Below are 25,023 nucleotides of genomic sequence, written 5' to 3' on the forward strand. Positions count from 1 at the left end.
CTTTCCAGCACCGGCTCATCGCCGGTGGTGGCAGGCGGCGAAGCGTGGGCACCTCCCGATGCTTGGTCGTGGCTGCGACCAGCAACTGGGAGGACTGACAGTGAGAGTTCGCCGCACTCGTCGCGCGGCGCTGCTGGGTGCGTCGCTGGTCTGCGCGTCCGCGCTGACCGCCTGCGCCCCGGCATCCAGCGCGAACACCGTGAACCTCTACAGCGCGCCCGAGGAGAACCTGCAGCAGAACGTGGACCGCTGCAACGCCGAGTCGGGCGGGCGGTACAACATCGTCTACCACAAGCTGCCGCGCGACGCCGACGGCCAGCGCGAGCAGATGGTGCGCCGGCTCGCCGCCGGTGACCGGGGCCTGGACATCCTGTACCTGGACGTCACCTGGGTCGCCGAGTTCGCCGAGGCGAAGTGGATCCGGGAGTGGACCGGGCAGGACAAGGCGGACGTGGAGCGCGGCACCCTGCAGGGCCCGCTGGAGACCGCGACCTGGAACGGCAAGCTCTACGCGGCGCCGAAGAACACCAACGTGCAGCTGCTCTGGTACCGCAAGGACCTGGTGCCCGAACCGCCGGAGACCTGGGAGGAGATGATCTCCACCGCCCAGCGCCTCAAGCAGGAGGGCAAGCCGCACTGGATCTCCCTCACCGGTGCCCAGTACGAAGGCGTGTACGTGCACTTCAACACGCTGGTCGAGTCGGCGGGCGGGCGCGTCGTCTCCGACGACGGCCGCAGCGCCGTGGTCGACGAGGGCGCGGTGCGGGCGCTGCAGGCGCTGCGCGACCTCGGCACGGCGGGCGTGACCAGCGCGTCGATGAACAACGCCAAGGAGGACGACGCCCGGCAGGAGTTCGAGACCGGGCAGTCCGCGTTCGAGCTGAACTGGCCGTTCGTCTACGCGTCGATGCAGGAGAAGGAGCCGGAGCTGGCGGCGAAGGTCGGCTGGGCGCGGATGCCCGGCCTGCAGCCGGGGGTGCCGAGCAAGTCCACCATCGGCGGCGCCAACTACGCGGTGAGCAGCTTCTCGACCAAGCCGGACCTGTCCTTCGAAGCGGCCAAGTGCCTGCGCAACCCGGAGAGCCAGAAGTTCTCCGCGCTCAACGACGGCGTGCCGCCGACGATCGAGTCCGTCTACGCCGACCCCGAGATCGCCGCCGAGTACCCGATGCGGGACACCATCCTGGAAGCCCTCAAGGACCCGGGCGTGCGCCCGATCACCCCGGCCGCCCAGAACGTCTCCACGGTGCTGTCCAAGCTGCTGTCCCCGATCGGTGAGATCGACCCGCGGCCCACCGCGGAGCGGATGCGCACCGAGGTGCAGAACGCCTTGGAGTCCAAGGGAGTGATGCCCTGATGGTGCAGCAGGAGAAAGCGGAGCCGGTGGCGGTTTCCCACGATGCAGGGGCGATCAGCGAGGGCAAGAAGGCGGAGCGCAAGCTCGGCTGGCTCCTGTGCGCCCCGGCCGCGCTGGTGATGCTCGCCGTCACCGGCTACCCGATCCTCTACGCGCTCTGGCTGTCGTTCCAGCGCTTCGACCTGAAGTACCCGGACCAGCGCGAGTTCGTCGGGCTGGACAACTACATCACCGTGCTGGGCAACAGCTACTGGTGGACCGCGTTCTGGGTGACCGTGCTGGTCACCGCGGTGTCGGTGGTCATCGAGTTCGTGCTCGGCATGGGCCTGGCGCTGATCATGCACCGGGCGCTGGTCGGCCGGGGCCTGGTCCGCACCGTCACCCTCATCCCGTACGGGATCGTCACCGTGGTGGCGGCCTTCAGCTGGCGCTACGCGTGGACGCCGGACACCGGCTACCTGGCCAACGCGATCACCCCGGACGGCGCGCCGCTGACCGAGCACGCCAGCGCGCTGGCCATCGTGGTCCTCGCCGAGGTCTGGAAGACCACCCCGTTCATGGCGCTGCTGCTGATGGCCGGGCTGGCGCTGGTGCCCGACGACCTGCTCAAGGCGGCGGCGATGGACGGCGCCGGGCCGTGGCAGCGGTTCGTCAAGGTGATGCTGCCGGTGATGAAACCGGCCATCCTGGTCGCCCTGCTGTTCCGCACCCTCGACGCGTTCCGCGTTTTCGACAACATCGTGGTGCTCACCTCGGGCGCGCAGGACACCTCGTCGGTGTCGGTGCTGGCCTACAACAACCTGATCAAGGGACTGAACCTGGGCATCGGCTCCACCATGTCGGTGCTGATCTTCATCGCGGTCGCGCTCATCGCGTGGATCTTCGTCAAGCTGTTCGGCACGGCCGCGCCCGGTAGCGACGACAAGGGGAGGCGCTGATGGCGGGCGTGGGCGGGGCGGAAACCCCCGCGCGGAAGGCCAAGTGGACGGTGCTCAACGTCATCGTCGTGGTCTACGCGCTGCTGCCGGTGCTGTGGATCCTGTCGCTGTCGTTCAAGACCCCGGAGACGTTGTCCGACGGCAACCTGATCCCGCGCGAGTGGACGCTGGAGAACTACGCGGCGATCTTCAGCACCTCCGAGTTCACCCGCGCGCTGCTGAACTCCATCGGCATCGCGCTGATCGCCACCCTGATCGCGGTGGTGCTGGGCACCATGGCCGCCTACGCCATCGCCCGGCTGGAGTTCCCCGGCAAGCGGCTGCTGGTCGGGGTCTCGCTGCTGATCGCGATGTTCCCGCAGGTGTCGCTGGTGTCCCCGCTGTTCGAGATCGAGCGGGTGCTGGGGCTGTTCGACACCTGGCCGGGGCTGATCCTGCCCTACATCACCTTCTCGCTGCCGCTGTCGATCTACACGCTGTCGGCGTTCTTCCGGGAGATCCCCTGGGAGCTGGAGAAGGCCGCCAAGATGGACGGCGCCACGCCGGGGCAGGCGTTCGCGAAGGTGATCGCGCCGCTGGCCGCGCCGGGCGTGTTCACCACCGCGATCCTGGTGTTCATCTTCTGCTGGAACGACTTCCTGTTCGCGATCTCGCTGACCTCCACGGAGAACTCCCGGACGGTGCCGGTGGCGCTGCAGTTCTTCACCGGCAGCTCGCAGTTCGAGGACCCGACGGGGTCGATCTCCGCCGCGGCGGTGGTGATCACCGTGCCGATCATCGTGTTCGTGCTGTTCTTCCAGCGACGCATCGTGTCCGGACTGACCTCCGGCGCAGTGAAGGGGTAAGCAAGTGGCCGAGATCGTGCTGGACAAGGTGACCAAGCGCTATCCGGACGGGGCGCTGGCGGTCGACGAGGTGGACCTGGAGATCGCGGACGGCGAGTTCGTGATCCTGGTCGGCCCGTCCGGCTGCGGGAAGTCCACCACGCTGAACATGATCGCCGGGCTGGAGGACATCAGCGCGGGCGAGCTGCGCATCGGCGGGGAGCGGATGAACGAGCGCGCGCCGAAGGACCGCGACATCGCGATGGTGTTCCAGTCCTACGCGCTGTACCCGCACATGACGGTGTTCGAGAACATGGCGTTCCCGCTGCGGCTGGCCAAGGTCGACGCGGCGACGGTGCGCGCGAAGGTCCAGGAGGCGGCCAAGATCCTCGACCTGACCCAGCACCTGGAGCGCAAGCCCGCCAACCTCTCCGGCGGGCAGCGCCAGCGGGTCGCGATGGGGCGGGCGATCGTGCGCAGCCCCAAGGCGTTCCTGATGGACGAGCCGCTGTCCAATTTGGACGCCAAGCTGCGGGTGCAGATGCGGACCTCGGTGTCGAAGCTGCAGAAGCGGCTGGGCACCACCACGGTCTACGTCACGCACGACCAGACCGAGGCGATGACCCTGGGCGACCGCGTGGTGGTCCTGCGCGGCGGCGTGGTGCAGCAGGTGGGTGCGCCGCAGCACCTCTACGAGCACCCGGCGAACCTGTTCGTGGCGGGCTTCATCGGCTCCCCGGCGATGAACTTCGTCCCGGTCGAGGCCGCCGACGGCGTGCTGCGCAGCGCGCTCGGCGACGTGCCGCTCAACGACCGCCTCCGCCGTGCGCTGGAGTCCGCGGACGCCCCGCGCGAACTGGTCCTCGGCATCCGCCCGGAGCACTTCGAGGACGCCGCGCTGCTCGACGACGCGGCCCGCGCGGCGGGCGCGACGTTCCGCGGCGAGGTGGACGTGGTGGAGGAGATGGGCTCGGACAAGTACGTCTACTTCACGCTGCACGGCGGGCGGGCCAGCACGGCGGAGCTGGACGAGCTGGCCGCCGACAGCGGCAGCAGCGAGATCCCGACCGACGAGGGCCAGGTCGTCACCCGGCTCTCGGTCCAGTCCGCGGCCCGCGAGAACCAGCCCCTGGAGGTCTGGTTCGACCCGGACAAGATCCACCTCTTCAACCCGACCACCGGCGCCACCCTCACCTGATCGCCGACGGGCGCCCCGCCCCCGTCGGGGCGCCCGTCACCCGCCCGGTGGGCGGCCGAGGTTCTGGGTCCAGTAGTCGCCGTAGCGGCTGCCCGGCACGTTCGCGTGACCGATGCCGAGGTCGGTGAACTTGCAGTTGAGGATGTTGTCGCGGTGCGCGGTGGTGTCCATCCACTTCCGGAAGACGACCTCGATCGAGGGGTAGCCCGCGGCGATGTTCTCGCCGATGTAGTCGCCCGGGTAGCCCGCGGCCCTGGTGCGGCCCGCGGGATCGCTGCCGTTGCTGCCCGTGTGGTCGTAGAAGTTCCGGTGCGCCATGTCCGCGCTGTGCCCGGCAGCGGCCTCGCTCAGGTCCGCGTTCAGGCGCAGCGGCGGGCACCCCGCGGCAGCGCGGGCGTCGTTGGTCAGGTCCAGCAGCTGCTGGTCGACCGGCGGCGTCTTCGCCGCCAGGAGCAGCGGCCCGGCGCTGAACAGCGCCAGAACCGCAGCCGTTGCGCGCAAAGCCGACATCCGCGACCACCCCCGCCGTTGGAAAGCCTTGCCCGGTGGGAGTTATAACCGCGCCGCGACCGCGCTGCGCGGCCGCGTCGCTGAACTCGGCTACCGCGCGTGGGGGCGGATTCAGGCCACAGTGGACAACTGATCAAGCCTGGTTGGAGATCAGCACGAAGAGGGTGAAGATCCATCCCACGAGCAGGGCCACGAGGATGGTGAGCTTGTTGGTCATCAAGCGAGTCATGGCGGTGCCTCCTGCGTGAACAACGAAGATCTGCGAGAGATTCGTCCTCACGATGTGGCCCGCGGTCGATCCCGGCAGGCGTCAGCGCACGGCGGCGCGCGGCGCGGCGGGAACCGCGTCCCACATCGCGCCGGGTTTTCGCTGCACCCACGAGGTGTGCCGGAACAACTGCTCCGCGATCTGCCGGCGCGACACCGGACTTCGCCGCGGTCGCGGCGAGGCGAGCTGCCGATGCTCGGCCGGACCTCGGTGCTGCAGCATCCGGTGCATGACAACCTCCTCACGCGCGGACACCACCCGAACGCGGCGGGCGGTGGAGAACGGCAGGTGGTGCGTCCGGAAGAACACCGGGCGCGAAGTGACCCCGCTCAGCGTATCGTCCGAGATCCGGACTTCGTTACCGAGTGCCATCACAGCCACTTGTTCCGCCGGAAGATCTTGAACAGCACCACGCAGGCGACCAGCATCACCACGAGGACGCCCGGGTAGCCGAAGGTCCAGCTCAGCTCCGGCATGCTGGTGAAGTTCATGCCGTAGATCCCGGCGATCATGGTCGGCGTCGAGATGATCGCGACCCACGCGGAGATCTTGCGCATGTCGGTGTTCTGCTGGAGCGTGATCTTGGCCAGCGTCGCGTCCACCAGCGTGGTCAGCAGCTCGTCGAAGGACCCCACCAGCTCCGAGACCTTCGCCAGGTGGTCCTCGACGTTGCGGAAGTAGGACCGCACCTCGTCGGCGACCATCGGCGTGTAGCCCTCGGCCAGCCGCTGCATCGGCTTGGTCAGCGGCAGCACCGCCCGGCGCAGCTCCAGCACCTCGCGCTTCATCAGGTAGATCTGCTCAGCGTCGATCTTGGTGCGCGGTTCGAAGACCTCGGCCTCGATCTCGTCGATGTCGTCCTGGATGGCCTCGGTGACCTCCAGGTAGGTGTCCACCACGTGGTCGGCGACGCCGTGCAGCACCGCGGACGGGCCCAGCGCCAGCTGCTCCGGGTCGGCCTCCAGCTGGCTGCGCACCTGGGCGAGCCCGGCGTGCTTGCCGTGCCGGACGGTGATCACGAAGTCCCGGCCGAGGAACACCATCAGCTCGCCGGTGTCGACGATCTCGCTGGTCGCCGACCGGCGCTCGGACGACAGGTAGCGGACCGTCTTGAGCACCATGAACAGCGTGTTGTCGTAGCGCTCCAGCTTCGGCCGCTGGTGGGCGTGCACGGCGTCCTCGACCGCCAGCTCGTGCAGCCCGAAGGTGTCCGCGAGCCCGTTGATCTGCTGCTCGGTGGGCTCGTGCAGCCCGATCCAGACGAACCCGGTGCCGCGGCGGCGCACCTCGTCGACGGCGTCGGAGTGGTTCCAGGTGCCCTCGACCCGGTGCCCGTCGACGTAGATGGCGCAGTCCACCACGTAGTCGGACGTCGGCGCGGGCGCGCGCGGGGTGGTGCGGGGCGCGCGGTTGTTTCGGTTGCGCAGGCCGAGCGAGGGGAGGTTGGGCACGGCTGCCTCCAGGAGTCCGGGCGCGGTCCACCCGGGATCATCCGGGGGACGCGGGCGCTGAGCGGGAGTCTCGCTGTTCGCGCATCCCGGCCGGGCCCGGAGCGGGGCGCGGACCCGCGCTACTGGCGGACGGTCCCTCCGGCGGGGATGCGGTTGGTACTGCACGGAAGAGCGCTGTCGGCGCTATTGCCCACGATCCCTCACCTCCTGCGGTCATCCACCGATGCGGTGGTCCTCGCGTCAGCCAACCGGCAACGATACTCCGTCCGGGCACCGGTGCGGCAACCGCTCTCGCGGAACGTCACAGCGCGCACCCGATCGCTGGCGGAAACGGGTGAATTGGGCGGTGTGGGCGATTGTCGCGCGACTTCGGCGGCCGGTTCGGTCAACTCGGTCACCGGGGTGCGAATGCGGGTAACCCGGACGAATTCCGGCGATCACTCGTTGCGGGGTAAACAATCCCAGGACCGCAGGCAGTCCGCCAAACCCTCCGTCAGGGCGCCCTCGGCGTCGAGTGTGGCGAAAGTCGCACTGTCCGCCCAGATCGCATCGGCGGCGTCATCACCAGCGCAAAGGGTCCACTCGTTCGTCCGGCAGGAGTAGTCGAGGATCTCGTAGGTGCCCTTCGGCGCGGGCCGCAGAACCCGCCCGACGAGCTCGCCGACGGTGACGGAGAGTCCCGTTTCCTCTCGAACTTCGCGTCGTACCGCCGAATGGTCGGTCTCGCCGTGCTCCACCCGGCCGCCGGGCAGCGACCACTTCCCGGAACCCGGCTCATGTGCGCGTTTGACCAGCAGCAACCGGCCGCGCGGGTCGTGGATCACCGCTCCGACGCAGCGAATCGCGGGGTTCTCCGATACGATCATCGACACGGAGGGTAGTTGATCCGAGCCTGCTCGGAAACGACTGACCCAAGTGCGGTACAAAGCTGCCGTAAAGCGGCGAAGTGCGGTACAACGGATCAGCAAACGCCTGCGCTACTCAAGGGCATTTTCGGACGGGGTGCGTGACAGTGAACATGAAGAAAATCCTCACGTGGGCCGGAGTTGCTTTCCTCCTGTACTTCTTGTTCGCCGCGCCGGCGCAAGCCAGCGGCGTGGTGAACGGCATCCTGGACAGCCTGAAGGGCGCAGCCGAGGCCGTCATCACCTTCATGCAGAACCTCTTCACGTAAGCGCGAGCCGCGGGAGGCGGGTGCCTTGTTCGCTCCGAGGGATCCCGACGAGTACCTGCTGGACACCGAACGCAGGGTGATCCGCGTGCGGCGCCACTGGGCGTGCTTGCTGTGGGACCTCTTCGAAGCGGTCGGTCTGCTCGTCGGCCTGGTGATGGTGTCCTACCTGCTGCCGGAGGGGAACGCCTGGCTGGTCCAGAACGTCCTCTGGTACGCCGGTCTGATCGTGCTGGTGCGCTTCACCTATCAGGTGCTCGACTGGTACGTGGAACGCATCGTGGTCACCGACAAGCGGTTCCTGCTGACCTCCGGCATCTTCACCACCAACGTGGCGATGATGCCGATCACCAAGGTCACCGACCTGACCTTCGCGCGCACCCTGATGGGCCGGATCTTCGGGTACGGCACCCTGGTCGTGGAGTCGGCGGGTCAGATCCAGGCGCTCAACCGCATCGAGTACGTGCCGAACCCGACCGAGGTCGAGGACGCCATCTCCGGCCTGGTCTTCGGCGACAAGAAGGGTCAGCAGCAGGACCGCTTCTCGATGCTCAAGGCGCGCCGCGCCGCAGTCGGCAAGCGCAAGGCCGCGAAGCTCTGAGCGGAGATCGGCCCGGCGGGTGGTTCGCCCGCCGGGCCGATCGCTGCTCGGACAGCGGTCGAACCGGTTCGCGGGGCATAGGTCACACTGGTGGGTGTGCGAATCGACCTGCACACGCATTCCACCGAGTCCGACGGCACCGACACCCCGGCTGAGCTGGTGGCGACCGCCGTCGCGGCCGGGCTGGACGCCATCGCGATCACCGACCACGACACCACCGCGGGCTGGGCCGAGGCCGAGCGCGCGGTGCGCCAGCTCGGGCAGCCGGGCCGGTTCCGGCTGGTGCCGGGGGCGGAGCTCTCCTGCTCGTGCCCGGACGGGAACGGCCGGACGATCACCGTGCACCTGCTGGCGTACCTGTTCGACCCGGAGTCGGCGGCGCTCGTCGCCGAGCAGTCGCGGCTGCGCGCGGAGCGGCGGGTGCGGTTGCACGAGATGGCCCGGCACATGGCCGCCGACGGCTTCCCGATCGACCCGGACGAGCTGATGGCCGGGCTGCCGCCGGACTCGCCGGGCGGCCGCCCGCACCTGGCGCGGGCCCTGGTCGAGGCGGGGACGGTGGCCAGCGTGGACGAGGCGTTCGCCCAGTACCTCGGCGGCAGCGGGCGGTACTACCTGCCGCGCACCGACACCCCGGTGCACCGCGCGATCGAGATGATCACCGAGGCCGGTGGGGCGACCGTGCTGGCGCACCCGTTCGCGACGGCTCGCGGCCCCGTGGTGACCGCGGAGGTCGTCGCGGAGCTGGCCGACCGCGGGTTGGCGGGCATCGAGATCGACCACCCCGACCACGACCCCGCGACCCGCGAGCGGCTGCGCGGCCTGGCCGACGAGCTGGACCTGATCCCCACCGGCAGCAGCGACTACCACGGCACCAACAAGACGATCCGGATCGGCCAGGAGACCACGCCGCCGGACTCGCTGGACCGGCTCGTCGACCGGTGCACCGGCAGCAAGGTGATCGGCTGAGCGGGGTCGATCGAGGAGTAGCGGTAAAACTGCGTACTGTGGGGCGCGTGCAAGGGCAGCTAGGTCTCGAGGGAATTCCCGGCAAGTTGGTGCGGGTGACTCCTGCGCGCCTCTCGACCTGGCAGCAGTGCCCGCGCAAGTACCGCATGACCTACCTGGACCGGCCGACCCCGCCGCGCGCCGGTGCCCGGGCGAACGCCACCCTGGGCGCGGTGGTGCACAACGCGCTGAAGGCCTACTTCGACCTGCGCGTCGACCAGCGGTCTCCGGAGCGGGCTTCGGCGCTGGTGCGGGAGCACTGGAAGTCCGACGGGTTCTCCGGTCCGGAGCAGGCCGCCGAGTACCGGGCGCGCGCGCAGGAGTGGGTCGGCGGGTACGTGGCCGAGCTGCCCGAGGGGGAAGCCCCGCTCGCCGTCGAGCGGTGGGTGTCCGCGCCGGTCGGGTCGATCATCGCCGAGGGCCGCGTGGACCGCATCGACGAGCGGCACGGCGAGCTCGTGGTCGTCGACTACAAGACCGGCAGGTACGGGCTGCAGGTCGGCGACGCGCGGGACTCGCTGGCGCTGGGCCTCTACGCCCTGGCCGTGGGCAAGCAGTTCCACCGGACCTGCCGCCGGGTCGAGCTGCACCACCTGCCCACCGGAACCGTCGCGAGCTGGGAGCACACCGAGGAATCGCTGGCCGAGCTGCGGGTTCGGGCCGAGCAGCTGGCCGCGGAGTTCCAGAGCGCCACCGACGAGCTGGAGCTCGGTGGTGATCCGCAGGCGTTGTTCCCGGTGCGGACCGGGAAGCACTGCTCGTGGTGCGATTTCCGGGCCCACTGCGCCGAGGGCGAGCAGGCGGCGCCGGATCTGCCGTCCTGGTCCGCGCTGGAAGCCTGATGAGCAGGCGAGCGGAGGAGTGGCGGCGCGGCGCGGAGCCGCGCCAGTACCGGACCCGACCGATCCCCGCCGCCGGGCGGGGACGGCACGCGCACCGACCGCCCGGCCGGGGCGGGAGCGCGATCAGCGGGGTGAGCGGGGCGCTGGCGGCCGGTTCCCTCGTGCTCGCGCTGGTGCTCGTCGGCGTGCAGTTCTGGGCGACCGGGGAGGGGCAGCAGGGGCCCGGGTTGCCTGCGGTGATCGCTCAGCTGATCACGTCGCTGGTGGCGTTGGCGGTGCAGTCGGTCGCCGACCGCCACCGCGGTATGACCGGTGGCCTGGCGACGCTGGTCGTGTTCGTGCTGGTGCTCGGATCGCTGTGGTTCTGGTGGTGGGCCTGAGGGCTCGTGCAGGTGGCGGCACGTGCGTACTTGGGCGTTATAGCACCAGAAAGTGCTCACGGGGCGCGGTCGGCGGAACGTGCCGCCGGGCGTGCGGAGCAGTGGTGGGCCTGATCAGCGCAGGGCGACGAGGGTGTTGCCGCGCTGCTCGAGGACGACCGGGCCGACCGCGTTGAGCTGCACCGGGCCGGTGTGCCCGGCGCGGTCCACCGGGATCACCCGCTCCCGGGCGCCGGTGGCGGGGTCGAGCACGGCGAGCCCCTCCGGCACCGGGACCAGCAGCTTGCCGCCGAATCCGACGCCCGGTCCGAGGGTGTCCGGGGCGGTCCACAGCGGGGTCAGCGTGGCCGGGTCGAGGGCGACGGTGTCCGCGCCGGTGTGCCAGTAGATCCGGTCCGCGGTGGTGGTGGTCGCCTCGACCTGCACGTTCGCCCGGAAGTCCGGGGTGCCGACGCGGACCGGGTAGTGCGCCACCTCGCGGCCGCTGCTGTCCAGCACCACCACCGCGGAGTGGTCGCGCTCGACCACCGCGACGTGCTTGTCGGTGACCGCGACGACCCCGGCCGAAGCGCTGCCGAGCCCGACGCTGAGGACTTCCTCCGGCTTCTCGTCGTCCTCCGGCTTGGTCTTGACGACGGTGATCCGGCCCAGCTCCCGGGGGCAGTTCTCCACCACCGCGGTGCGCTCGTCGCCGACCGCGATGGAGGAGTACGTGCAGTCCGGGCGCTTCATGTTGTTGTCCGGGTTCTTGATGGCGGGCGGGATGCCGAACTGCTGGGTGCGCACCAGGTCGGAGCGCCACGACTCGAAGGTCCGCTGCCCGGTGGCGGTCACGTAGGTGCCGTCGGAGAGCAGCTGGGTGCCCAGCTCGGCGTCGCCGTTGCGCTGCGGCCCCCGGACACCGGTCGGCCCGCGCAGGGAAGTGGTCTCGCTGCAGTTGAGCGACTTGCGGAAGACCGCGATCGCCCGGTCCCACTCGCCGCCGACCGTGCACAGCGGGATGTCGCGCGCGTAGCGCCAGGCGACCTCGCCGGTCAGCGGATCGCGCCCGAGCACCTCGTTGCCCGCCCCGGTCACCGCCGCCGGACCGGCGACCACCGGCACCGGGGTGGCGGGGCTCGGTGCCCGCCACGCCTCGGTCAGAGTCGCGGGAACCCCCTCAGCCGCGGGAGGTTCCGGCAGCGGTCGCGCGGCGACCTCGGAAACGGTGGCCCGGGCGTCGCTGTTGAACCACAGCACGGTCCCGGTGACGACCACGGCCACCGCGATCAGCGCCACCACGACGAGGTCGGTACGCGTACGCCGCTCCGGCCGGACCACCATCACTCCTCAGCAAGGCGAGCTCTTTCCGGAGGCGAGCTTAGAAGGTGAGCGGATCGTTCTGCGTGGCGGTGCGGCAGCGGCCTGGATGGCGATCTCGCGCGAAACCGCCATCCTCGCGGCCTCCCCCTACGCGGCGCCGCCTTCGGCGTTGCCGCTGCGGGCCGAGCCGCCGGCTTCGCCGGCCTGCTCGCCGCCGCCCGAGCGACGCCTGCGGCGTCGGCGGCGCGGCCGCTCGCCCGCGTCGGCTTCCCCGCCTGCGGCGGGCGCCTCCGGGGCCGGGGCGCTGGTCTCGGCCCCGCCGCGGGTGCGGCGTCGCTGGCGGGTGCGCGCGGGCCGGGTCTCGGCGTCGCTGTCCTGGCGGGCGCCTGCTTCGGCCTCGCCGCGCGACTCCTTGCCGCCGCGGGTGCGGCGGCGGTTGCGCCGCGGGCGCTTGGCCGCCTCGCCCTGCGTCTCGGGCTCGGCGTCCAGGCCCTCCCGGGTGCGCTTGGACAGCGGCAGGCGGCCCGTCACGTCGGTCGGGATGTCGAGGTCGGTGAACAGGTGCGGCGAGGTGGAGTAGGTCTCCACCGGCTGCGGCTTGTCCAGGCCCAGCGTGTCGCTGATCAGCTTCCAGCGGGGCTCTTCGTCCCAGTCGACCAGCGTGATCGCGACGCCCTCGCGGCCCGCCCGGCCGGTGCGGCCGATGCGGTGCACGTAGGTCTTCTCGTCGTCCGGGCACTGCAGGTTGATCACGTGGGTGACCCCGGCGACGTCGATGCCGCGGGCCGCCACGTCGGTGGCGACCAGGATGTCGACCTTGCCGGAGCGGAACGCGCGCAGCGCCTTCTCGCGGGCGCCCTGGCCGAGGTCGCCGTGCACCGCGCCCGCCGCGAAGCCGCGCTCGGTGAGCTCGTCGGCCAGCTTCTGCGCCTGCCGCTTGGTGCGGCTGAAGATCATCGCCAGGCCGCGGCCCTCGGCCTGCAGGGCCTTGGCGATCAGCTCGGTCTTGTCCATCGCGTGCGCCCGGTAGATGAACTGCCGGGTGCGCTCGTGGATCGCGCTCTCGTCGGCCTGCTCCGCGCGGATGTGCGTGGGGCGGGTCATGAAGGTGCGGGCCAGGGTCAGGATCGGGCCCGGCATGGTGGCCGAGAACAGCATCGTCTGCCGCTGCTCGGGCACCATCCGCAGGATGCGCTCGATGTCCGGCAGGAAGCCCAGGTCGAGCATCTCGTCGGCCTCGTCGAGCACCAGCCCGCGGACCTTGCCGAGCACCAGGTGGCGCTGTTCGGCCAGGTCGAGCAGGCGGCCCGGGGTGCCGACGACCACGTCGACGCCGTTGCGCAGGGCGGAGATCTGCTCCTCGTAGGGGCGGCCGCCGTAGACCGCGACGGTGCGCACGCCCAGGTGCTTGCCCGCGTCGGTGAGGTCGCGGGTGACCTGCAGGCACAGCTCGCGGGTGGGGACCACGACGAGCGCCTGCGGGGTGCCGTCGCCGGGCAGCTGCAGGCGGTGCAGCAGCGGGACGCCGAAGCCCAGCGTCTTGCCGGTGCCGGTGCGGGCCTGGCCGATCAGGTCCTCGCCGCTCATCGCCAGCGGGAGCGTCAGCTCCTGGATGGCGAAGGTGCGCTCGATGCCGGACTCGCTCAGCGCCCGGACGATGTCCGGGTGGACGTCCAGCTCGGCGAACGTCGGGGAGTCCGGGTTCGCCTGGGCGGGGGTGGCGTCCGCGTCGGGGCTGCCGCCGCCGTTGGGATCTTCGAGGCCGTCGGGGGCCTGGCTGTTGGTGAACGTCAGAATGATCGCCTCTCTCGGTACCTGCGCGCTCGCGTCCCGGTTCGGGCCGATCCGTGGCGACGTCCTCCCGGCACCGCGGCCTGCTGCTGCCAGCCGCTCGCTGTGCTCGTGGTCACCGACGTGATGATGCGCGCCTCTGTTCGCTCAGCGGTTGACCGCTGTGGTTCGTTCCTCTCGGCGTCGCGTGCGCCAAAGCCGGCGTGCGATCTCACGTGGGCCGCGTTCGCGCCGGCAGTGGTCCGGGGCCGTCCCGGTCGGGCGTTCGCGCCCGGATCGTGACGTTCGGGGAGCCAGCCCCGCGGTGTTCGACCGGTCCCGACCGGTGCCCGCCCGCTGGACGCCGAAGCTCCTCCGCGGCCGAGGATACCTGTTCGACCGCTGTTCTCGCCGTGGTGCGTATAACTCGGGCGTGCCGCCGGTTAGGCTCACAGCCATGAGTGAGGCTGACCAGAGCACGGCGCTGCCCGGAGAAAGTGACGAGCGTTACTCGGAAGGCGTCGTGGATCTGCTGGCGGCGCTGGCCTACGGCGAGCTGACCGCGTTCGACCGCCTCGCCGAGGACGCGCGCACCGCGCCGACCCTGACCGGGCGCGCGGCGCTGGCCAGCATGGCGGCGGCGGAGATGGGGCACTACCGGCTGCTGGAGGAGCACCTGGCCGCGCGCGGGGTGTCGATCGGCGAGGTGATGCAGCCCTTCGTCGAGCCGTTCGAGGCGTTCAACGAGTCCACCGCGCCGCACTCGTGGCTGGAATCACTCGTCAAGGCCTACGTGGGTGACGGCCTGGCGGCCGACTTCTACCGCGAGGTCGCGGAGTGGCTGGACCCGACGACGCGCGAGCTGGTGCTCGCGGTGCTGGCCGACACCGGGCACTCGGCCTTCGCCGAGCGCGAGGTGCAGGCGGCCTGCGAGAACGACCGCACGCTGCGCGACAAGCTGACGCTGTGGGGTCGGCGCCTGCTGGGCGAGGCGATCATGCAGGCGCAGCGGGTGGTCGCCGAGCGCGACGCGCTCGCCGAGCTGATCATCAAGGGCTCGGGCGACCTGACCGGCATCGGCGCGCTGTTCCGCCGCCTGCAGAGCAACCACTCCAAGCGGATGGACCGGCTGGGCCTGGGCTGATCCGTCCCGCCGCGCACACCTGCGGTTTCAATTGAAACTGCGGTCCGGCGTGGGTGGTGGTCGCGGTTTCAGTTGAAACTGCGGTCGACGGGGCCGTGGCCGCCGCGGGCGGTGGAATAGCGGCGCGGCGGGCTTCGTTGCCCGTAGTCGGCGCGGGCTGGGATAGCCTGACCACACCTATTGGAATCGAGTGCTCAACGGAGGTTCGGCGTGGAGGTCAAGATCGGCGTCGTGGACAGCCCGCGCGAGCTGACGGTCGCCAGCGGACAGTCCCCCGAAGAGGTCGAGTCGCTGGTCGCCGACGCGCTGAAGAACGCTGAAGGCGTGCTGGCGCTGACCGACGAGAAGGGGCGGCGCATCATCGTCCCGTCGACGAAGGTCGCCTACGTGGAGATCGGCCCGGCCGAGCTGCCGCGGGTCGGCTTCGGCGTCGGCTGATCGCGGCGATTCCGTCCTGCGGACGCAGGACCTGGATCGAGGTGGAGGGCACCTCCCGGCAACCGGGAGGTGCCCTTCGCGTTTTCACCCGATCGGCGGGTCAGTCGTCCACTTCGGTCGGGATCGGGAACGGCGGGCGCCCGGTGCCCGTGATGCGGTAGCGGCCCCACGGGTCCGGGTCGGACAGGGTGCCCGGCGCTTCGCCGCCGGGCGTGCTGAGCAGCACCGGCGTCTTGCGGTTCGCGGCGAACTCGGCCACCTCGTCGTGCGCGGAGACGCGGCCGTACCAGTGGAACCGGCCGTCGATCGGCTGGAAGTGGCCGCGCAGCACCACCTCGACCGCGACCTCGCGGTCGTCGGTGCGCACCGTGGCCGGGCCGCGGTAGTCGTCCTCGTCGTGGTCAGCCATGGTCGGCCTCCTCCTCGTCGGCTTCGGCGACCACGCGCAACCCGTGCTCGCCGATCTCCAGCGGTTCGTCGGGGTCGATCACCAGCCCGGCCGAGCGCAGCACGCCGTCGATGGCGTGCCAGATGATCTGCGCCAGGTAGTCGGTGAGGTCGCTGCGGCTCATCGACTGCCGGTCCAGCCACCAGTCGCCGCTGGCCTGCACCATCCCCACCACGCCGTGGCTCCAGACCTCGACCCCGCCGGAGTCCAGGCCGAGCAGCCGCAGGTACTCGCCGAGGATGCGGGACAGTGAGTTCGCGATCACCGTCTTCTCCGCCGAGACCGGGTCGCTGCGCACCGGCCGGTCGGCGAAGTCGCGCTGCACGACGAACCGGTACAGCTCCGGGTACTGCTCGATCGTCCCGAGGTAGGCGTCGAGCAGGCGGCGGATCCGCTGGTTCGGGCTGCCGCCCTCGTGGAACAGCGGTCGCAGCCGCTGCATGAGCAGCTCCGCGCCCCACTCGCCGACGGCGACGTAGAGGTCGCTCTTGTCGTGGAAGTGCCGGTAGAGCACCGGTTTGCTGACGCCCGCCTCGGCGGCGATGTCGTCCATGCCGACCTCGGCGCCGTGCTTGCCGATCGCGCGGACCGTGGCCTCGACGAACTCGGCGCGTCTCGCCTCGCGGTGCTCGCGCCAGCGCTCCCGGCGGGCGTCGCCGCGTGCGCCGTCGCGCGGGACCGCCTTGACAGGTCGAGAGATGTGGCTCACGCTACCTAAGGTAACTGTTACCTGAAGTAACACGCAATGTGGCGGGCGAAAGGGTGATCGACGGATGAGCAGGGCCTTGCAGGTCAACGACCGGGAGAAGACAGCCGGCAGACTGCTGAACTCGTCCGCCCGGAACAGCTACGACCCGGAGGTCGACGTCGACTGGGACGCGCCGCTGGACGAGGGCAAGCCGTTCATCCCGTTCCACCGCAGCTCGCTCTACGGCACCGAGCTGTGGGACCGGCTCAGCGACGAGCAGCGCATCGAGCTCACCAAGCACGAGTTCGCCAGCATCGCCTCCAACGGCCTGTGGTTCGAGGTGCTGCTGATGCAGATGCTGCTCAAGGAGTTCTACGACTCCGACCCGCGCACCAACCACGCCCAGTACGCGCTGACCGAGGTGGCCGACGAGTGCCGCCACTCGACGATGTTCGCCAAGGCCGTCGACCGGGTCGGAGCCCCCGCCTACGGGCCGCTGCCGCTGCTCAAGCTCGGCGGTCGGATCCTGCCCGCGACCCTGCGCGGGCCGTCGGCGTACGCGTCCATCCTGGTCGCCGAGGAGATCCTGGACCGCTACCAGCGGGACCAGATGAACGACGAGAACGTCCAGCCGCTGGTGCGCATGATCAACCGCATCCACGTGCTGGAGGAGGCCCGGCACGTCACCTTCGCGCGCGAGGAGGTGGTGCGCCGGATGGCCGAGTGCAACGCCGCGGAGCGCGCCTACCACCAGTTCTGGACCGCGCTGGTGTCGTACTTCATCTGCTTCAGCCTGATCAACCCGCACGTCTACAAGGCGGTCGGGATCCGTCCCAGGGACGGGATGGAGGCGGCCTGGCGGAACCCGAACTGGCAGGACACCCTGCACTGGGGCGGCGAGAAGATCATGTCGTTCCTGCAGGAGGCCGGGCTGGTCGGCAAGCCGGGCATGTACTGGTGGAAGAAGGCCTACCTGATCCGATGACGGTTTCCGGCTCGTCCTGCGAAGCGGTGCGGGTAGCGGAACCTCGGACGCCGCCTGGCTGCGGGACCCCGTTCTCATGCATGCCCCCAATGCACGGCGAACGGGCTGTCCTCGCCAGGCGACGTCTGGGAACCCGCGGCGGTGCCGGTTGCGCGGGTGGGCCCGAAAGCGCCTGGCGGCGCTCGGCGACGGTTCCGCGGCCAAACGGCCCCGAGCGCCGCGGCTGCGGTTGCTGACCAGGATGAACAGACTGGAAATGACGGGAGCGAACTTGCAGACCACGACCGCCGACGAGTTCACCACCAGCGACGGCGCCCGGCTGCGCGTCGTCGAGGAAGGACCGGCCGACGCGCCCGTCACCGTCGTGCTCGTGCACGGCTGGACGCTGACCAAGCACACCTGGGACCGGGTGGCGACCGGGCTGCCGAAGGCGGCCGGGGTCGAGGTGCGCACGCTGCGGTACGACCTGCGCGGGCACGGCGAGAGCGAACCGGCGGCGCCGGGCAGCGCGACCATCCGGCGCTGCGCGGACGACCTGGCGGAGCTGATCGAGCAGCGGGTCCCGGTCGGGCCGGTGGTGCTGGCCGGGCACTCGATGGGCGGCATGACGATCATGGCGCTGGCCGAGCAGCACCCGGAGCTGGTCCAGCAGCGCGTCGCCGGGGTGGCCCTGGTGGCGACCTCCGGCGGCGATCTGGCGGCACCGACCCTCGGCCTGCCCGGCCCGGTCGCGGCGCTGGCCAACCGAGGGGAGCGGGTGGTGCGCAAGCGGCTCGCGGCGGCCCGCGGGAAGCGGCTGGCCCCGCAGTCGTCCTGGCTGCGGCCGGGCATGCGCTGGCTGCTGTTCGGGACCGGCGCGGACGCGGCCGACGTGGCCGTCACCGCGGACTGGGTGGCGGCCTGCAACCCGGCGAACATGGCCGCCTACCGCGAGGCGCTGGCCGAGCACGAGCGGATCGGCGCGCTGGCCGCCCTGCGGTCCATCCCGACCGTGGTGCTCTCCGGGCTGGCCGACCGGCTCACCCCGCACACCCACTCGCGGCGCATCGCCGAGGCGCTGCCCGACGCGAAGCTGCTGATCTACGCGGGGGCGGGCCACATGCTCCCGCTGGAGCGGTCGGTGGAGGTCACGGACCGCATCGCCGAGCTCGTCACCCGAGCCGCCCGCTGACGCGCGGGGACCCGGGGGATCGCGATTTCAATGGAAATCGGACGTCCGATTTCCATTGAAATCGCGGGGTCGTCCACAGGTGTCGGTGTGTCGGTGTCCCGACACGCCGACGCCGTGGGCGTGCGGATCTGGCATGCACGAGGTCGGCCACGCGCAGTCCGGGCGGGCGCTGAGGTTCCGCTACCGGCACCGCCGCGCAGGACGAGGTTGGAAAGACCTCGTTGAAACTGCGGTCTCCGGAGCTCAGGGGTTCTGCAGCGGGAAGCCCGCGAGGCCCTTCCAGGCCAGGGTGGACATCAGACCGACGGCCTCCTCGCGGGAGATCGTCTCCCGCGCGTCCAGCCAGTAGCGCGCGGTCACCTGGCTCAGGCCGACCAGGCCCACCGCCAGCAGGCGGGCGCGCTCGGCGTCCAGCCCGGCATCCGCCGTCACCGCTTCGGTGATCGCGTCGATGCACCCGTTCAGCGCGTCCTCCACGGCCTTCTCCACGACCGGCTCGCCGCGCAGGTCGGACTCGAACACCAGCCGGAACGCCTGGCCCTCGCCAGCCACGAACTCGTAGAGCGCGCCGATCGCCGCCCGCACCCGCAGCTTGTTGTCCGAGGTGGACTCGATGGCCTCGCGGACGCGGCGCACCAGCTCGTTGCCGTGCGTCTCCAGCAGCGCCAGGTAGAGCTCCAGCTTGCCGGGGAAGTGCTGGTAGAGGACGGGCTTGCTGACCCCCGCGCGCTCCGCGATGTCGTCCATCGCCGCCGCGTGGTAGCCGTTGTGCACGAACACGTGCTGGGCAGCTTCGAGCAGCTGCGCTCGGCGTGCGTCGCGGGGCAACCGGACACCTCGGCTCGGCTGCGCGGTCTCGGTCATCCTCGCCTCCACCCGATTCCTTCCAAACGCGCCCGGCGGCCTCTCGGCCACCGGTGGGGACTGACTCTACTCGCCGGTAGTGGTAGGTAGCGAAATCCGGTGGTGGCCGGGCCATCATGCTGTAGCTGTGACCACGACTACATCCACCGCTGCGCGCCCCGGACGAGGGCGGTTGGGCCAGCGGGAGCTGACGCGGGTACCGCTGGCGGTCGACGGCGTTCCACCGGTCGACCTCACCGCCAAGCCACCACCCGGTCAGCACCTCCAGCTCGCCACCAGCTGGGGGCCGCTCCGCCTGCACGTGCGGGAGACACCCGGCCCGGCGGCGGACGCCGGGACCGCGGTCCACCTGCACGGGCTGGCCGGGTCCTCGACGAACTGGACGGACCTCGCCGCGCTGCTGTCGGTCCGGCTGCGCAGCATCGCCGTCGACCTGCCCGGCTTCGGCCGCACCGAACCGCCGCCCGGCTTCCCGTGCACCCGCGAGGCCAACGCCGAAGCGGTGGTCGCGCTGCTGGCGCAGCTGCCGGGACCGGTGCACCTGTCCGGCAACTCCTTCGGCGCGGCGGTGGCGGTCGAGGTGGCCGCGCAGCGCCCCGACCTGGTCGCCACGCTGACGCTGATCTCCCCGGCCATGCCCGACCTGCGGCTGGACCCGCGGCGGCTGTCCGACCCGCGGATCGCGCTGGCCATGGTGCCGGTGCTCGGGGCGCGGACGCGGCGGCAGCTGGCCACCGTGACCGCGGCGGAGCGGGCCGCGCAGCTGATGCGGCTGTGCTTCGCCGACCCGGGCGTGGTGCCGCCGCACCGCTTCGCCGAGGCGGTCGCGGAGTTCGAGGAGCGCGAACGGCTGCCCTGGGCGGGGCCCGCGCTCGGACGGACCACTGTGGAGCTGGTGCGGTCGTGGCTGGTGCCGCCCGCGCGGTCGCTGTGGCGGCGGCTGCCGGAGATCAGCGCGCCGACGCTCGTGGTGTGGGGCGCCGAGGACCGGGTGGTCTCGGTGCGCAAAGCACCGCGCACCGCGCTGCTGGTACCGCGCGGAAAGCTGCTCGTATTGCCACGAACGGGGCATGTCGCGCAGATGGAGCGGCCACGGATAGTCGCGCGGGCGCTGCTCGGCCTGGTGGATTCCGCAGCCCGGTGTTGATCTGCTGCGCCGGTCCGGTGCCGCTCCGCCGGGGCGGTCACCCGGAGTTGCCGGTGTGACCTGGGGTGCCGGATTGGCTGTGGCACGCTAGTGTGCGTGACCCGCCCGCCGCAGCGACCTCGTAACACCGCGAACGACCGCCGACCGGCAGGTCGTACGAAGGCGCGCGCAGGTGCTGGGGAGCCGCTCGCGGCGTCCTGGAACCCCACCGTCGAGCCCGAGGTCGTGGACGGGGCGGAGGACTTCGAGGACGAGCCGCGCCCGCGCCGCCACCGCGCCGGAGTGGTGTCCCGGTACGGCTGGCGGATCTACGCCGTCCCGCTGCTGGTCGTGATCAGCGCGCTCGCCGTGTTCCAGACCGTCCGCCCCACCGACGGGGGCGCCACCACCGACCAGCAGGCTGCCGGGTCGGACACCCCGGCACAACCGGTGGTCACCGAAGCCGCCCCGGGGCAGAAGTTCAGCCCGGAGCTGTTCTCGGCGGACCTGCCGCCCGAGGGCGGCGAGATCCCGGAGACCGGCGCGCGCACCTTCCGGGTGCTGCCCGGCACCTCGCCGGTGGTCGGCACCGGGCGGCTGTACCGCTACACCGTCGAGATCGAGGTCGGGGTCGAGATCGCCGACCCCAACGCCGAGTTCGGCAACCTGGTGCAGTCCACCCTGTCCGACCCGCGCAGCTGGACCAACCCGCAGGGCGCCACCAGCGCCGGGCCGATCTCGCTGCAGCGGGTGGACGCCAACGGCCCGAGCCCGGACTTCCGGGTGATCCTGGTCAGCCAGCAGACCGCGCGCGAGGCCTGCGACTACAGCAACGGCGTGCCCTACGACAGCTCCTGCCGCAAGGGCGAGATGGTCTACCTGAACGCGGCCCGGTGGGTGCGGGGCGCGGTGTCGTTCGAGGGCGACCTGGGCAGCTACCGGCGCTACGCGATCAACCACGAGGTCGGGCACGTCTTCGGCAACAAGCACGTGGGCTGCCCGACGCAGGGCGGGCTCGCGCCGGTGATGATGCAGCAGACCTTCAGCGTCTCGAACAACGAGCTGCACGAGCTGAACAAGATCGCCGATCAGGGCACCCAGATCCCGGCGGACGGCTTCGTCTGCAAGCCGAACGCGTGGCCGTTCCCGATCCCGTAGTCCGTCCCGGAGTGTGGGAGCGGGTTGGGTTGCGGAAGACCATCGGGGAGTCTTGCGTTGCAGATTCCGTGAGCACCCGGTTCGGGCGCTCGCCGGGGACGCTTGAGGTGCCGCTGTCGTGCTCGCGCGCTGGTGGTGCTGACCATTGAGGAGGAGCTGGGAATGTCCGGCGCAACGTCGCTCCCGCCGCTGGTCGAACCGGCGGACGAGCTGACCAAGGAAGAGGTCGCGCGCTACAGCCGCCACCTGATCATCCCGGACGTCGGGATGGACGGGCAGAAGCGGCTGAAGAACGCCAAGGTGCTGGTGGTCGGCGCCGGCGGCCTGGGCAGCCCGGCGCTGCTGTACCTGGCCGCGGCCGGGGTGGGCACGCTCGGCATCGTGGAGTTCGACGAGGTCGACGAGTCCAACCTGCACCGCCAGGTCATCCACGGGCAGTCCGACCTCGGGCGGCCCAAGGCCGAGTCGGCCCGCGACTCGATCGCCGAGGTCAACCCGTTCGTCAAGGTGGTCCTGCACCAGACGCACCTGAGCTCGGACAACGCGCTCGACATCTTCCGCGACTACGACCTGATCCTGGACGGCACCGACAACTTCGCCACCCGGTACCTGGTCAACGACGCGGCGGTGCTGCTCGGCAAGCCGTACGTGTGGGGCTCGATCTTCCGCTTCGAGGGCCAGGCCAGCGTGTTCTGGGACCAGTACGGCCCGAACTACCGCGACCTGTACCCGGAGCCGCCGCCGCCCGGCATGGTGCCCTCCTGCGCCGAGGGCGGCGTCCTCGGCGTGCTGTGCGCCTCCATCGGTTCGATCATGGTCAACGAGGCGATCAAGCTGATCACCGGCATCGGTGAGACGCTGCTCGGCCGCCTGATGATCTACGACGCGCTGGAGATGAGCTACCGCACCGTCAAGATCCGCAAGGACCCGAACGCCACCCCGATCACCGAGCTGATCGACTACGAGGCGTTCTGCGGCGTGGTCTCCGCCGACGCCCAGCAGGCCGCGGCGAGCAGCACGATCACGCCGGTCGAGCTCAAGGAGATGTTCGACCGGGGCGAGAAGTTCGAGCTGATCGACGTCCGGGAGCCGCACGAGTACGAGATCGTCAAGATCGAGGGCTCGAAGCTGATCCCGAAGGACCGCATCCTCTCCGGCGAGGCGCTGGCGGAGCTGCCGCAGGACCGCAAGATCGTCCTGCACTGCAAGTCCGGTGCGCGCTCGGCGGAGGCCCTGGCGGCCCTGCACAAGGCGGGCTTCGCGGACGCGGTGCACGTCGGTGGCGGCGTCCTCGGCTGGGCCAACGAGGTGGACAAGAGCCTGCCGACGTACTGATCTCGGCGGCGCAGCGGGCCGACGGGTGCTTCCGGCGCTCGTCGGCCCGCCGTCATTTGACGTGATGTGTTCCCGGGCTTCGGAGTGCCTGCTGCGGATTTGGCGATCATCGATGTAGCGTCTGGCGCGTGAGTCCTACGCCGGAGCCGCCACCGCCGCACGTGCGCGCGGCATTCGGTGCGCGCGTCGAAGACCCCGAACCGCTGGAGGGCGCGGTTGCCTGGCGGTGCGGGGACATCGTGCTGAAGCCCGCCGCGAACACCGCCGAGGCCGCTTGGGTCGCGCAGACCCTCGACCTGCTCGAACCGGACGAGGTGCGGGTGTCCCGCCCGGTCCGGTCCACCGACGGCCGCTGGGTGGTGTCCGGGTGGTCGGCCAGCCGGAACATCGCGGGCCGGGCCGAGCCGCGGCACGACGACGTGGTGGCGATGTCGCTGCGCCTGCACTCGGCCAGCCGGTTCCTGGCCCGGCCGCGGTTCCTGCAGGCGCGCCAGGACATCTACGCGCTCGCCGACCGGATGGCCTGGGGCGAGGAGGAGTACTCGCTGCCGGAGGAGAAGGGCGGGCGGCTCTACGACGTGCTCGCCGGCTCGCGGCGCGAGGTGCAGCTGACCCCGCAGGTGGTGCACGGCGACCTGTTCGGGAACGTGCTGTTCACCGACGAAGCGCCGCCCGGGATCATCGACTTCAACCCGTACTGGCGGCCTGCGGAGTGGGCGGCGGCGGTCGTGGTGATCGACGCGCTGGCCTGGGGCGGTGCGGACGCGGCGATCGTGGAGCGCTGGTCGCACCTGTCGGACTGGCCGCAGGCGCTGCTGCGCGCCCTGCTGTTCCGCCTCGCGGTGCACGCCCTGCACCCGCGCTCGTCCGCGCAGACGCTGACCGGTCTCGAGCGCGCTTCCCAGATGGTGCTCGAAGTGCTCTGACCGCCTTCACCGCTGGTGCGGTCGGGTGTGAGGATGGGACCGTGGACGAGGACCAGCCGCTGCGCGGTTTCACGGTGGGCGTGACGGCCGAGCGAAAGGCCGAGGAGATCGGGGCGCTGTTCGCGCGGCGCGGAGCCCGGGTGGTGTTCGGCGCGGCGATGCACACGGTGCCGCTGCCCGAGGACGGCGAGCTCGCCGCCGCGACCGAGGAGGTGCTGGCGGCGCCGGTCGACCACGTCGTGGCGATCACCGGGGTCGGGTTCCGCGGCTGGTTCGAGGCGGCCGAGCACGCCGGTGTCGCCGACCGCTTGCGGGAGCACCTCCGCTCGGCCGAAGTGGCGGCGCGCGGGGCGAAAGCCCGCGGTGCGGTCCGGGGTGCCGGGCTCGTGGAGTCCTTCACCTCACCGTCGGAGGAGTCCGCCGAGGTGCTGGCGCACCTGCTCGAACGGGACCTGGCGGGGAAGCGGGTCGTGCTGCAGGTGCACGGCGACCCGATGCTCTCGTTCCGCAGTGCGTTGCGCGAAGCGGGCGCCGAGGTGGTGCCGGTGACCGTCTACCGCTGGACGGACCCGGTGGACCTGGACGCGTTGGACGCCCTGATCGACGCGGTGCTGCGCGGCGAGGTGGATGCGCTGCCGTTCACCAGCGCGCCCGCGGCCACGAACTTCCTCGCCCGCGCGGACCGCACCGGGCGGGGCGACCAGCTGCGAGAAGTGCTGCGGGACAGGGTTTTCCTCGCCTGCGTCGGTCCGGTCACGGCGGCCCCGATCGCGGCAGCGGGACTGCCGTACTCGACACCGGACCGCTCGCGGACCGCGGCGTTGGTGCGTCTCGTCGCCGACGAGCTCCCCGGACGGCGCTGTTCGTCCTGAGTGGATGTCGGACCTTTCCGCCGGTCGAAAAATCGTTTGGTCGTGCGGTGGTTCGGTCATTACTGTGGTTCTCGCACCATGGAGTAGATCAGTGGTAGATCGCCTGGCTCGGGACCGGGAGGGCGCGGGTTCGATTCCCGCCTCCATGTCGAAGCGGCCGTCGTGCCGCAACCTGGGGTAGCTCAGCGGTAGAGCGTCCGGCTTTTCACCGGGAGGGCGCGGGTTCGATCCTCGCCTCCAGGTCTCAC

27 protein-coding genes and 2 tRNA genes are annotated in these 25,023 nt (G+C 71.0%); 20 read left to right on the top strand and 9 right to left on the bottom strand.

Annotation, left to right across the window (positions count from 1 at the left end):
* Positions 1–58 precede the first annotated feature (58 nt).
* Genes F1721_RS04845 through F1721_RS04860 form a run of 4 tightly spaced genes read left to right on the top strand, consistent with a single transcriptional unit; the run spans position 59 to position 4,317 of the window.
* The gene (locus F1721_RS04845; RefSeq protein WP_211840332.1) at positions 59–1,357 is read left to right on the top strand and encodes an ABC transporter substrate-binding protein; all 1,299 of its coding nucleotides are present in this window, start codon (positions 59–61) and stop codon (positions 1,355–1,357) included.
* Positions 1,357–2,295: a carbohydrate ABC transporter permease gene (locus F1721_RS04850; RefSeq protein WP_150065307.1), complete on the top strand. Its 939-nt coding sequence runs from the start codon at positions 1,357–1,359 to the stop codon at positions 2,293–2,295. The genes F1721_RS04845 and F1721_RS04850 overlap by 1 nt, the downstream gene beginning before the upstream one ends.
* A complete protein-coding gene (locus F1721_RS04855; RefSeq protein ID WP_150065308.1) occupies positions 2,295–3,140 on the top strand; it encodes a carbohydrate ABC transporter permease in 846 nt (281 codons plus the stop codon). Before F1721_RS04850 ends, F1721_RS04855 begins: the two co-directional genes overlap by 1 nt.
* 4 nt (positions 3,141–3,144) lie before the next feature.
* Complete coding sequence (locus F1721_RS04860) at positions 3,145–4,317, top strand: ABC transporter ATP-binding protein (protein WP_150065309.1); 1,173 nt, start codon at positions 3,145–3,147, stop codon at positions 4,315–4,317.
* 36 nt (positions 4,318–4,353) lie between these two features.
* On the opposite strand, the gene F1721_RS04865 is transcribed toward F1721_RS04860, so the two are convergent.
* From F1721_RS04865 to F1721_RS04880, 4 genes are all read right to left on the bottom strand, one after another.
* Complete coding sequence (locus tag F1721_RS04865; RefSeq protein ID WP_150065310.1) at positions 4,354–4,827, bottom strand: CAP domain-containing protein; 474 nt, start codon at positions 4,825–4,827, stop codon at positions 4,354–4,356.
* Positions 4,828–5,137: 310 nt separating this feature from the next.
* Positions 5,138–5,326 (bottom strand): hypothetical protein, encoded by a 189-nt coding sequence (locus F1721_RS04870; protein WP_150065311.1) that lies wholly within the window; start codon positions 5,324–5,326, stop codon positions 5,138–5,140.
* Positions 5,327–5,466: 140 nt separating this feature from the next.
* Entirely contained in the window at positions 5,467–6,546 is a 1,080-nt protein-coding gene (corA, locus tag F1721_RS04875; protein ID WP_150065312.1) for a magnesium/cobalt transporter CorA, read from the bottom strand.
* A 437-nt stretch (positions 6,547–6,983) separates the two neighbouring features.
* Positions 6,984–7,412, bottom strand: a complete 429-nt coding sequence (locus F1721_RS04880; RefSeq protein WP_150065313.1) for an NUDIX hydrolase — start codon at positions 7,410–7,412, stop codon at positions 6,984–6,986.
* Positions 7,413–7,558: 146 nt separating this feature from the next.
* Here F1721_RS04880 and F1721_RS34310 point away from each other — a divergent pair, with 146 nt between their 5' ends.
* The 5 genes from F1721_RS34310 (at position 7,559) to F1721_RS04900 (ending at position 10,548) form a co-directional block, all read left to right on the top strand.
* The gene (locus tag F1721_RS34310; RefSeq protein WP_170301353.1) at positions 7,559–7,720 is read left to right on the top strand and encodes a hypothetical protein; all 162 of its coding nucleotides are present in this window, start codon (positions 7,559–7,561) and stop codon (positions 7,718–7,720) included.
* A gap of 25 nt (positions 7,721–7,745) precedes the next feature.
* Positions 7,746–8,318 carry a PH domain-containing protein gene (locus F1721_RS04885; protein ID WP_150065314.1) on the top strand — a complete coding sequence of 191 codons (573 nt, stop codon included), beginning with the start codon at positions 7,746–7,748 and terminating at the stop codon, positions 8,316–8,318.
* A gap of 87 nt (positions 8,319–8,405) precedes the next feature.
* Positions 8,406–9,287 (top strand): PHP domain-containing protein, encoded by an 882-nt coding sequence (locus F1721_RS04890; RefSeq protein ID WP_150065315.1) that lies wholly within the window; start codon positions 8,406–8,408, stop codon positions 9,285–9,287.
* Positions 9,288–9,382: 95 nt separating this feature from the next.
* Entirely contained in the window at positions 9,383–10,168 is a 786-nt protein-coding gene (locus F1721_RS04895; protein WP_281288738.1) for a RecB family exonuclease, read from the top strand.
* On the top strand, positions 10,168–10,548 hold the full coding sequence (locus F1721_RS04900; protein WP_211840333.1) for a hypothetical protein: 381 nt from the start codon (positions 10,168–10,170) through the stop codon (positions 10,546–10,548). The genes F1721_RS04895 and F1721_RS04900 overlap by 1 nt, the downstream gene beginning before the upstream one ends.
* A 114-nt stretch (positions 10,549–10,662) precedes the next feature.
* On the opposite strand, the gene F1721_RS04905 is transcribed toward F1721_RS04900, so the two are convergent.
* Together F1721_RS04905 and F1721_RS04910 are read right to left on the bottom strand one after the other, a co-directional pair.
* A complete protein-coding gene (locus F1721_RS04905; protein WP_246154254.1) occupies positions 10,663–11,871 on the bottom strand; it encodes an Rv3212 family protein in 1,209 nt (402 codons plus the stop codon).
* A gap of 126 nt (positions 11,872–11,997) precedes the next feature.
* On the bottom strand, positions 11,998–13,527 hold the full coding sequence (locus F1721_RS04910) for a DEAD/DEAH box helicase (RefSeq protein WP_150065317.1): 1,530 nt from the start codon (positions 13,525–13,527) through the stop codon (positions 11,998–12,000).
* Between the two features lie 550 nt (positions 13,528–14,077).
* Here F1721_RS04910 and F1721_RS04915 point away from each other — a divergent pair.
* Positions 14,078–14,764, top strand: a complete 687-nt coding sequence (locus F1721_RS04915; RefSeq protein WP_150065318.1) for a ferritin-like fold-containing protein — start codon at positions 14,078–14,080, stop codon at positions 14,762–14,764.
* 210 nt (positions 14,765–14,974) lie between these two features.
* Positions 14,975–15,202, top strand: coding sequence for a DUF3107 domain-containing protein (locus tag F1721_RS04920; RefSeq protein ID WP_093153123.1), 228 nt, complete (start codon positions 14,975–14,977; stop codon positions 15,200–15,202).
* A 100-nt stretch (positions 15,203–15,302) separates the two neighbouring features.
* Here the strand turns inward: F1721_RS04920 and F1721_RS04925 are convergent, their stop codons facing one another.
* Both F1721_RS04925 and F1721_RS04930 read right to left on the bottom strand, forming a co-directional pair.
* On the bottom strand, positions 15,303–15,611 hold the full coding sequence (locus F1721_RS04925) for a DUF4873 domain-containing protein (RefSeq protein ID WP_150065319.1): 309 nt from the start codon (positions 15,609–15,611) through the stop codon (positions 15,303–15,305).
* The gene (locus F1721_RS04930; protein WP_150065320.1) at positions 15,604–16,359 is read right to left on the bottom strand and encodes a TetR/AcrR family transcriptional regulator; all 756 of its coding nucleotides are present in this window, start codon (positions 16,357–16,359) and stop codon (positions 15,604–15,606) included. Before F1721_RS04930 ends, F1721_RS04925 begins: the two co-directional genes overlap by 8 nt.
* A 64-nt stretch (positions 16,360–16,423) precedes the next feature.
* On the opposite strand from F1721_RS04930, the gene F1721_RS04935 reads away from it, so the two are divergent.
* Together F1721_RS04935 and F1721_RS04940 are read left to right on the top strand one after the other, a co-directional pair.
* Positions 16,424–17,323: an AurF N-oxygenase family protein gene (locus tag F1721_RS04935; RefSeq protein ID WP_150065321.1), complete on the top strand. Its 900-nt coding sequence runs from the start codon at positions 16,424–16,426 to the stop codon at positions 17,321–17,323.
* Between the two features lie 271 nt (positions 17,324–17,594).
* Entirely contained in the window at positions 17,595–18,494 is a 900-nt protein-coding gene (locus F1721_RS04940) for an alpha/beta fold hydrolase (RefSeq protein ID WP_246154255.1), read from the top strand.
* 243 nt (positions 18,495–18,737) lie between these two features.
* Here the strand turns inward: F1721_RS04940 and F1721_RS04945 are convergent, their stop codons facing one another.
* Positions 18,738–19,358, bottom strand: a complete 621-nt coding sequence (locus F1721_RS04945) for a TetR/AcrR family transcriptional regulator (protein WP_150065323.1) — start codon at positions 19,356–19,358, stop codon at positions 18,738–18,740.
* Between the two features lie 127 nt (positions 19,359–19,485).
* Between F1721_RS04945 and F1721_RS04950 the strand changes: the two genes are divergently transcribed.
* From F1721_RS04950 to F1721_RS04980, 7 genes are all read left to right on the top strand, one after another.
* On the top strand, positions 19,486–20,505 hold the full coding sequence (locus F1721_RS04950; RefSeq protein ID WP_246154257.1) for an alpha/beta fold hydrolase: 1,020 nt from the start codon (positions 19,486–19,488) through the stop codon (positions 20,503–20,505).
* Positions 20,506–20,601: 96 nt separating this feature from the next.
* Entirely contained in the window at positions 20,602–21,642 is a 1,041-nt protein-coding gene (locus tag F1721_RS04955; RefSeq protein ID WP_150065324.1) for a DUF3152 domain-containing protein, read from the top strand.
* A 162-nt stretch (positions 21,643–21,804) separates the two neighbouring features.
* Positions 21,805–22,977 (top strand): adenylyltransferase/sulfurtransferase MoeZ, encoded by a 1,173-nt coding sequence (gene moeZ, locus F1721_RS04960; protein ID WP_150065325.1) that lies wholly within the window; start codon positions 21,805–21,807, stop codon positions 22,975–22,977.
* Between the two features lie 128 nt (positions 22,978–23,105).
* Complete coding sequence (locus F1721_RS04965; RefSeq protein WP_150065326.1) at positions 23,106–23,903, top strand: TIGR02569 family protein; 798 nt, start codon at positions 23,106–23,108, stop codon at positions 23,901–23,903.
* Positions 23,904–23,944: 41 nt separating this feature from the next.
* Positions 23,945–24,775 (top strand): uroporphyrinogen-III synthase, encoded by an 831-nt coding sequence (locus tag F1721_RS04970; protein ID WP_150065327.1) that lies wholly within the window; start codon positions 23,945–23,947, stop codon positions 24,773–24,775.
* A 77-nt stretch (positions 24,776–24,852) separates the two neighbouring features.
* Positions 24,853–24,924, top strand: a tRNA-Pro gene (locus F1721_RS04975).
* Positions 24,925–24,946: 22 nt separating this feature from the next.
* Positions 24,947–25,018, top strand: a tRNA-Lys gene (locus F1721_RS04980).
* Positions 25,019–25,023: the final 5 nt, after the last annotated feature.

The sequence above is a fragment of the Saccharopolyspora hirsuta genome, assembly GCF_008630535.1.
Lineage (GTDB): Bacteria > Actinomycetota > Actinomycetes > Mycobacteriales > Pseudonocardiaceae > Saccharopolyspora > Saccharopolyspora hirsuta.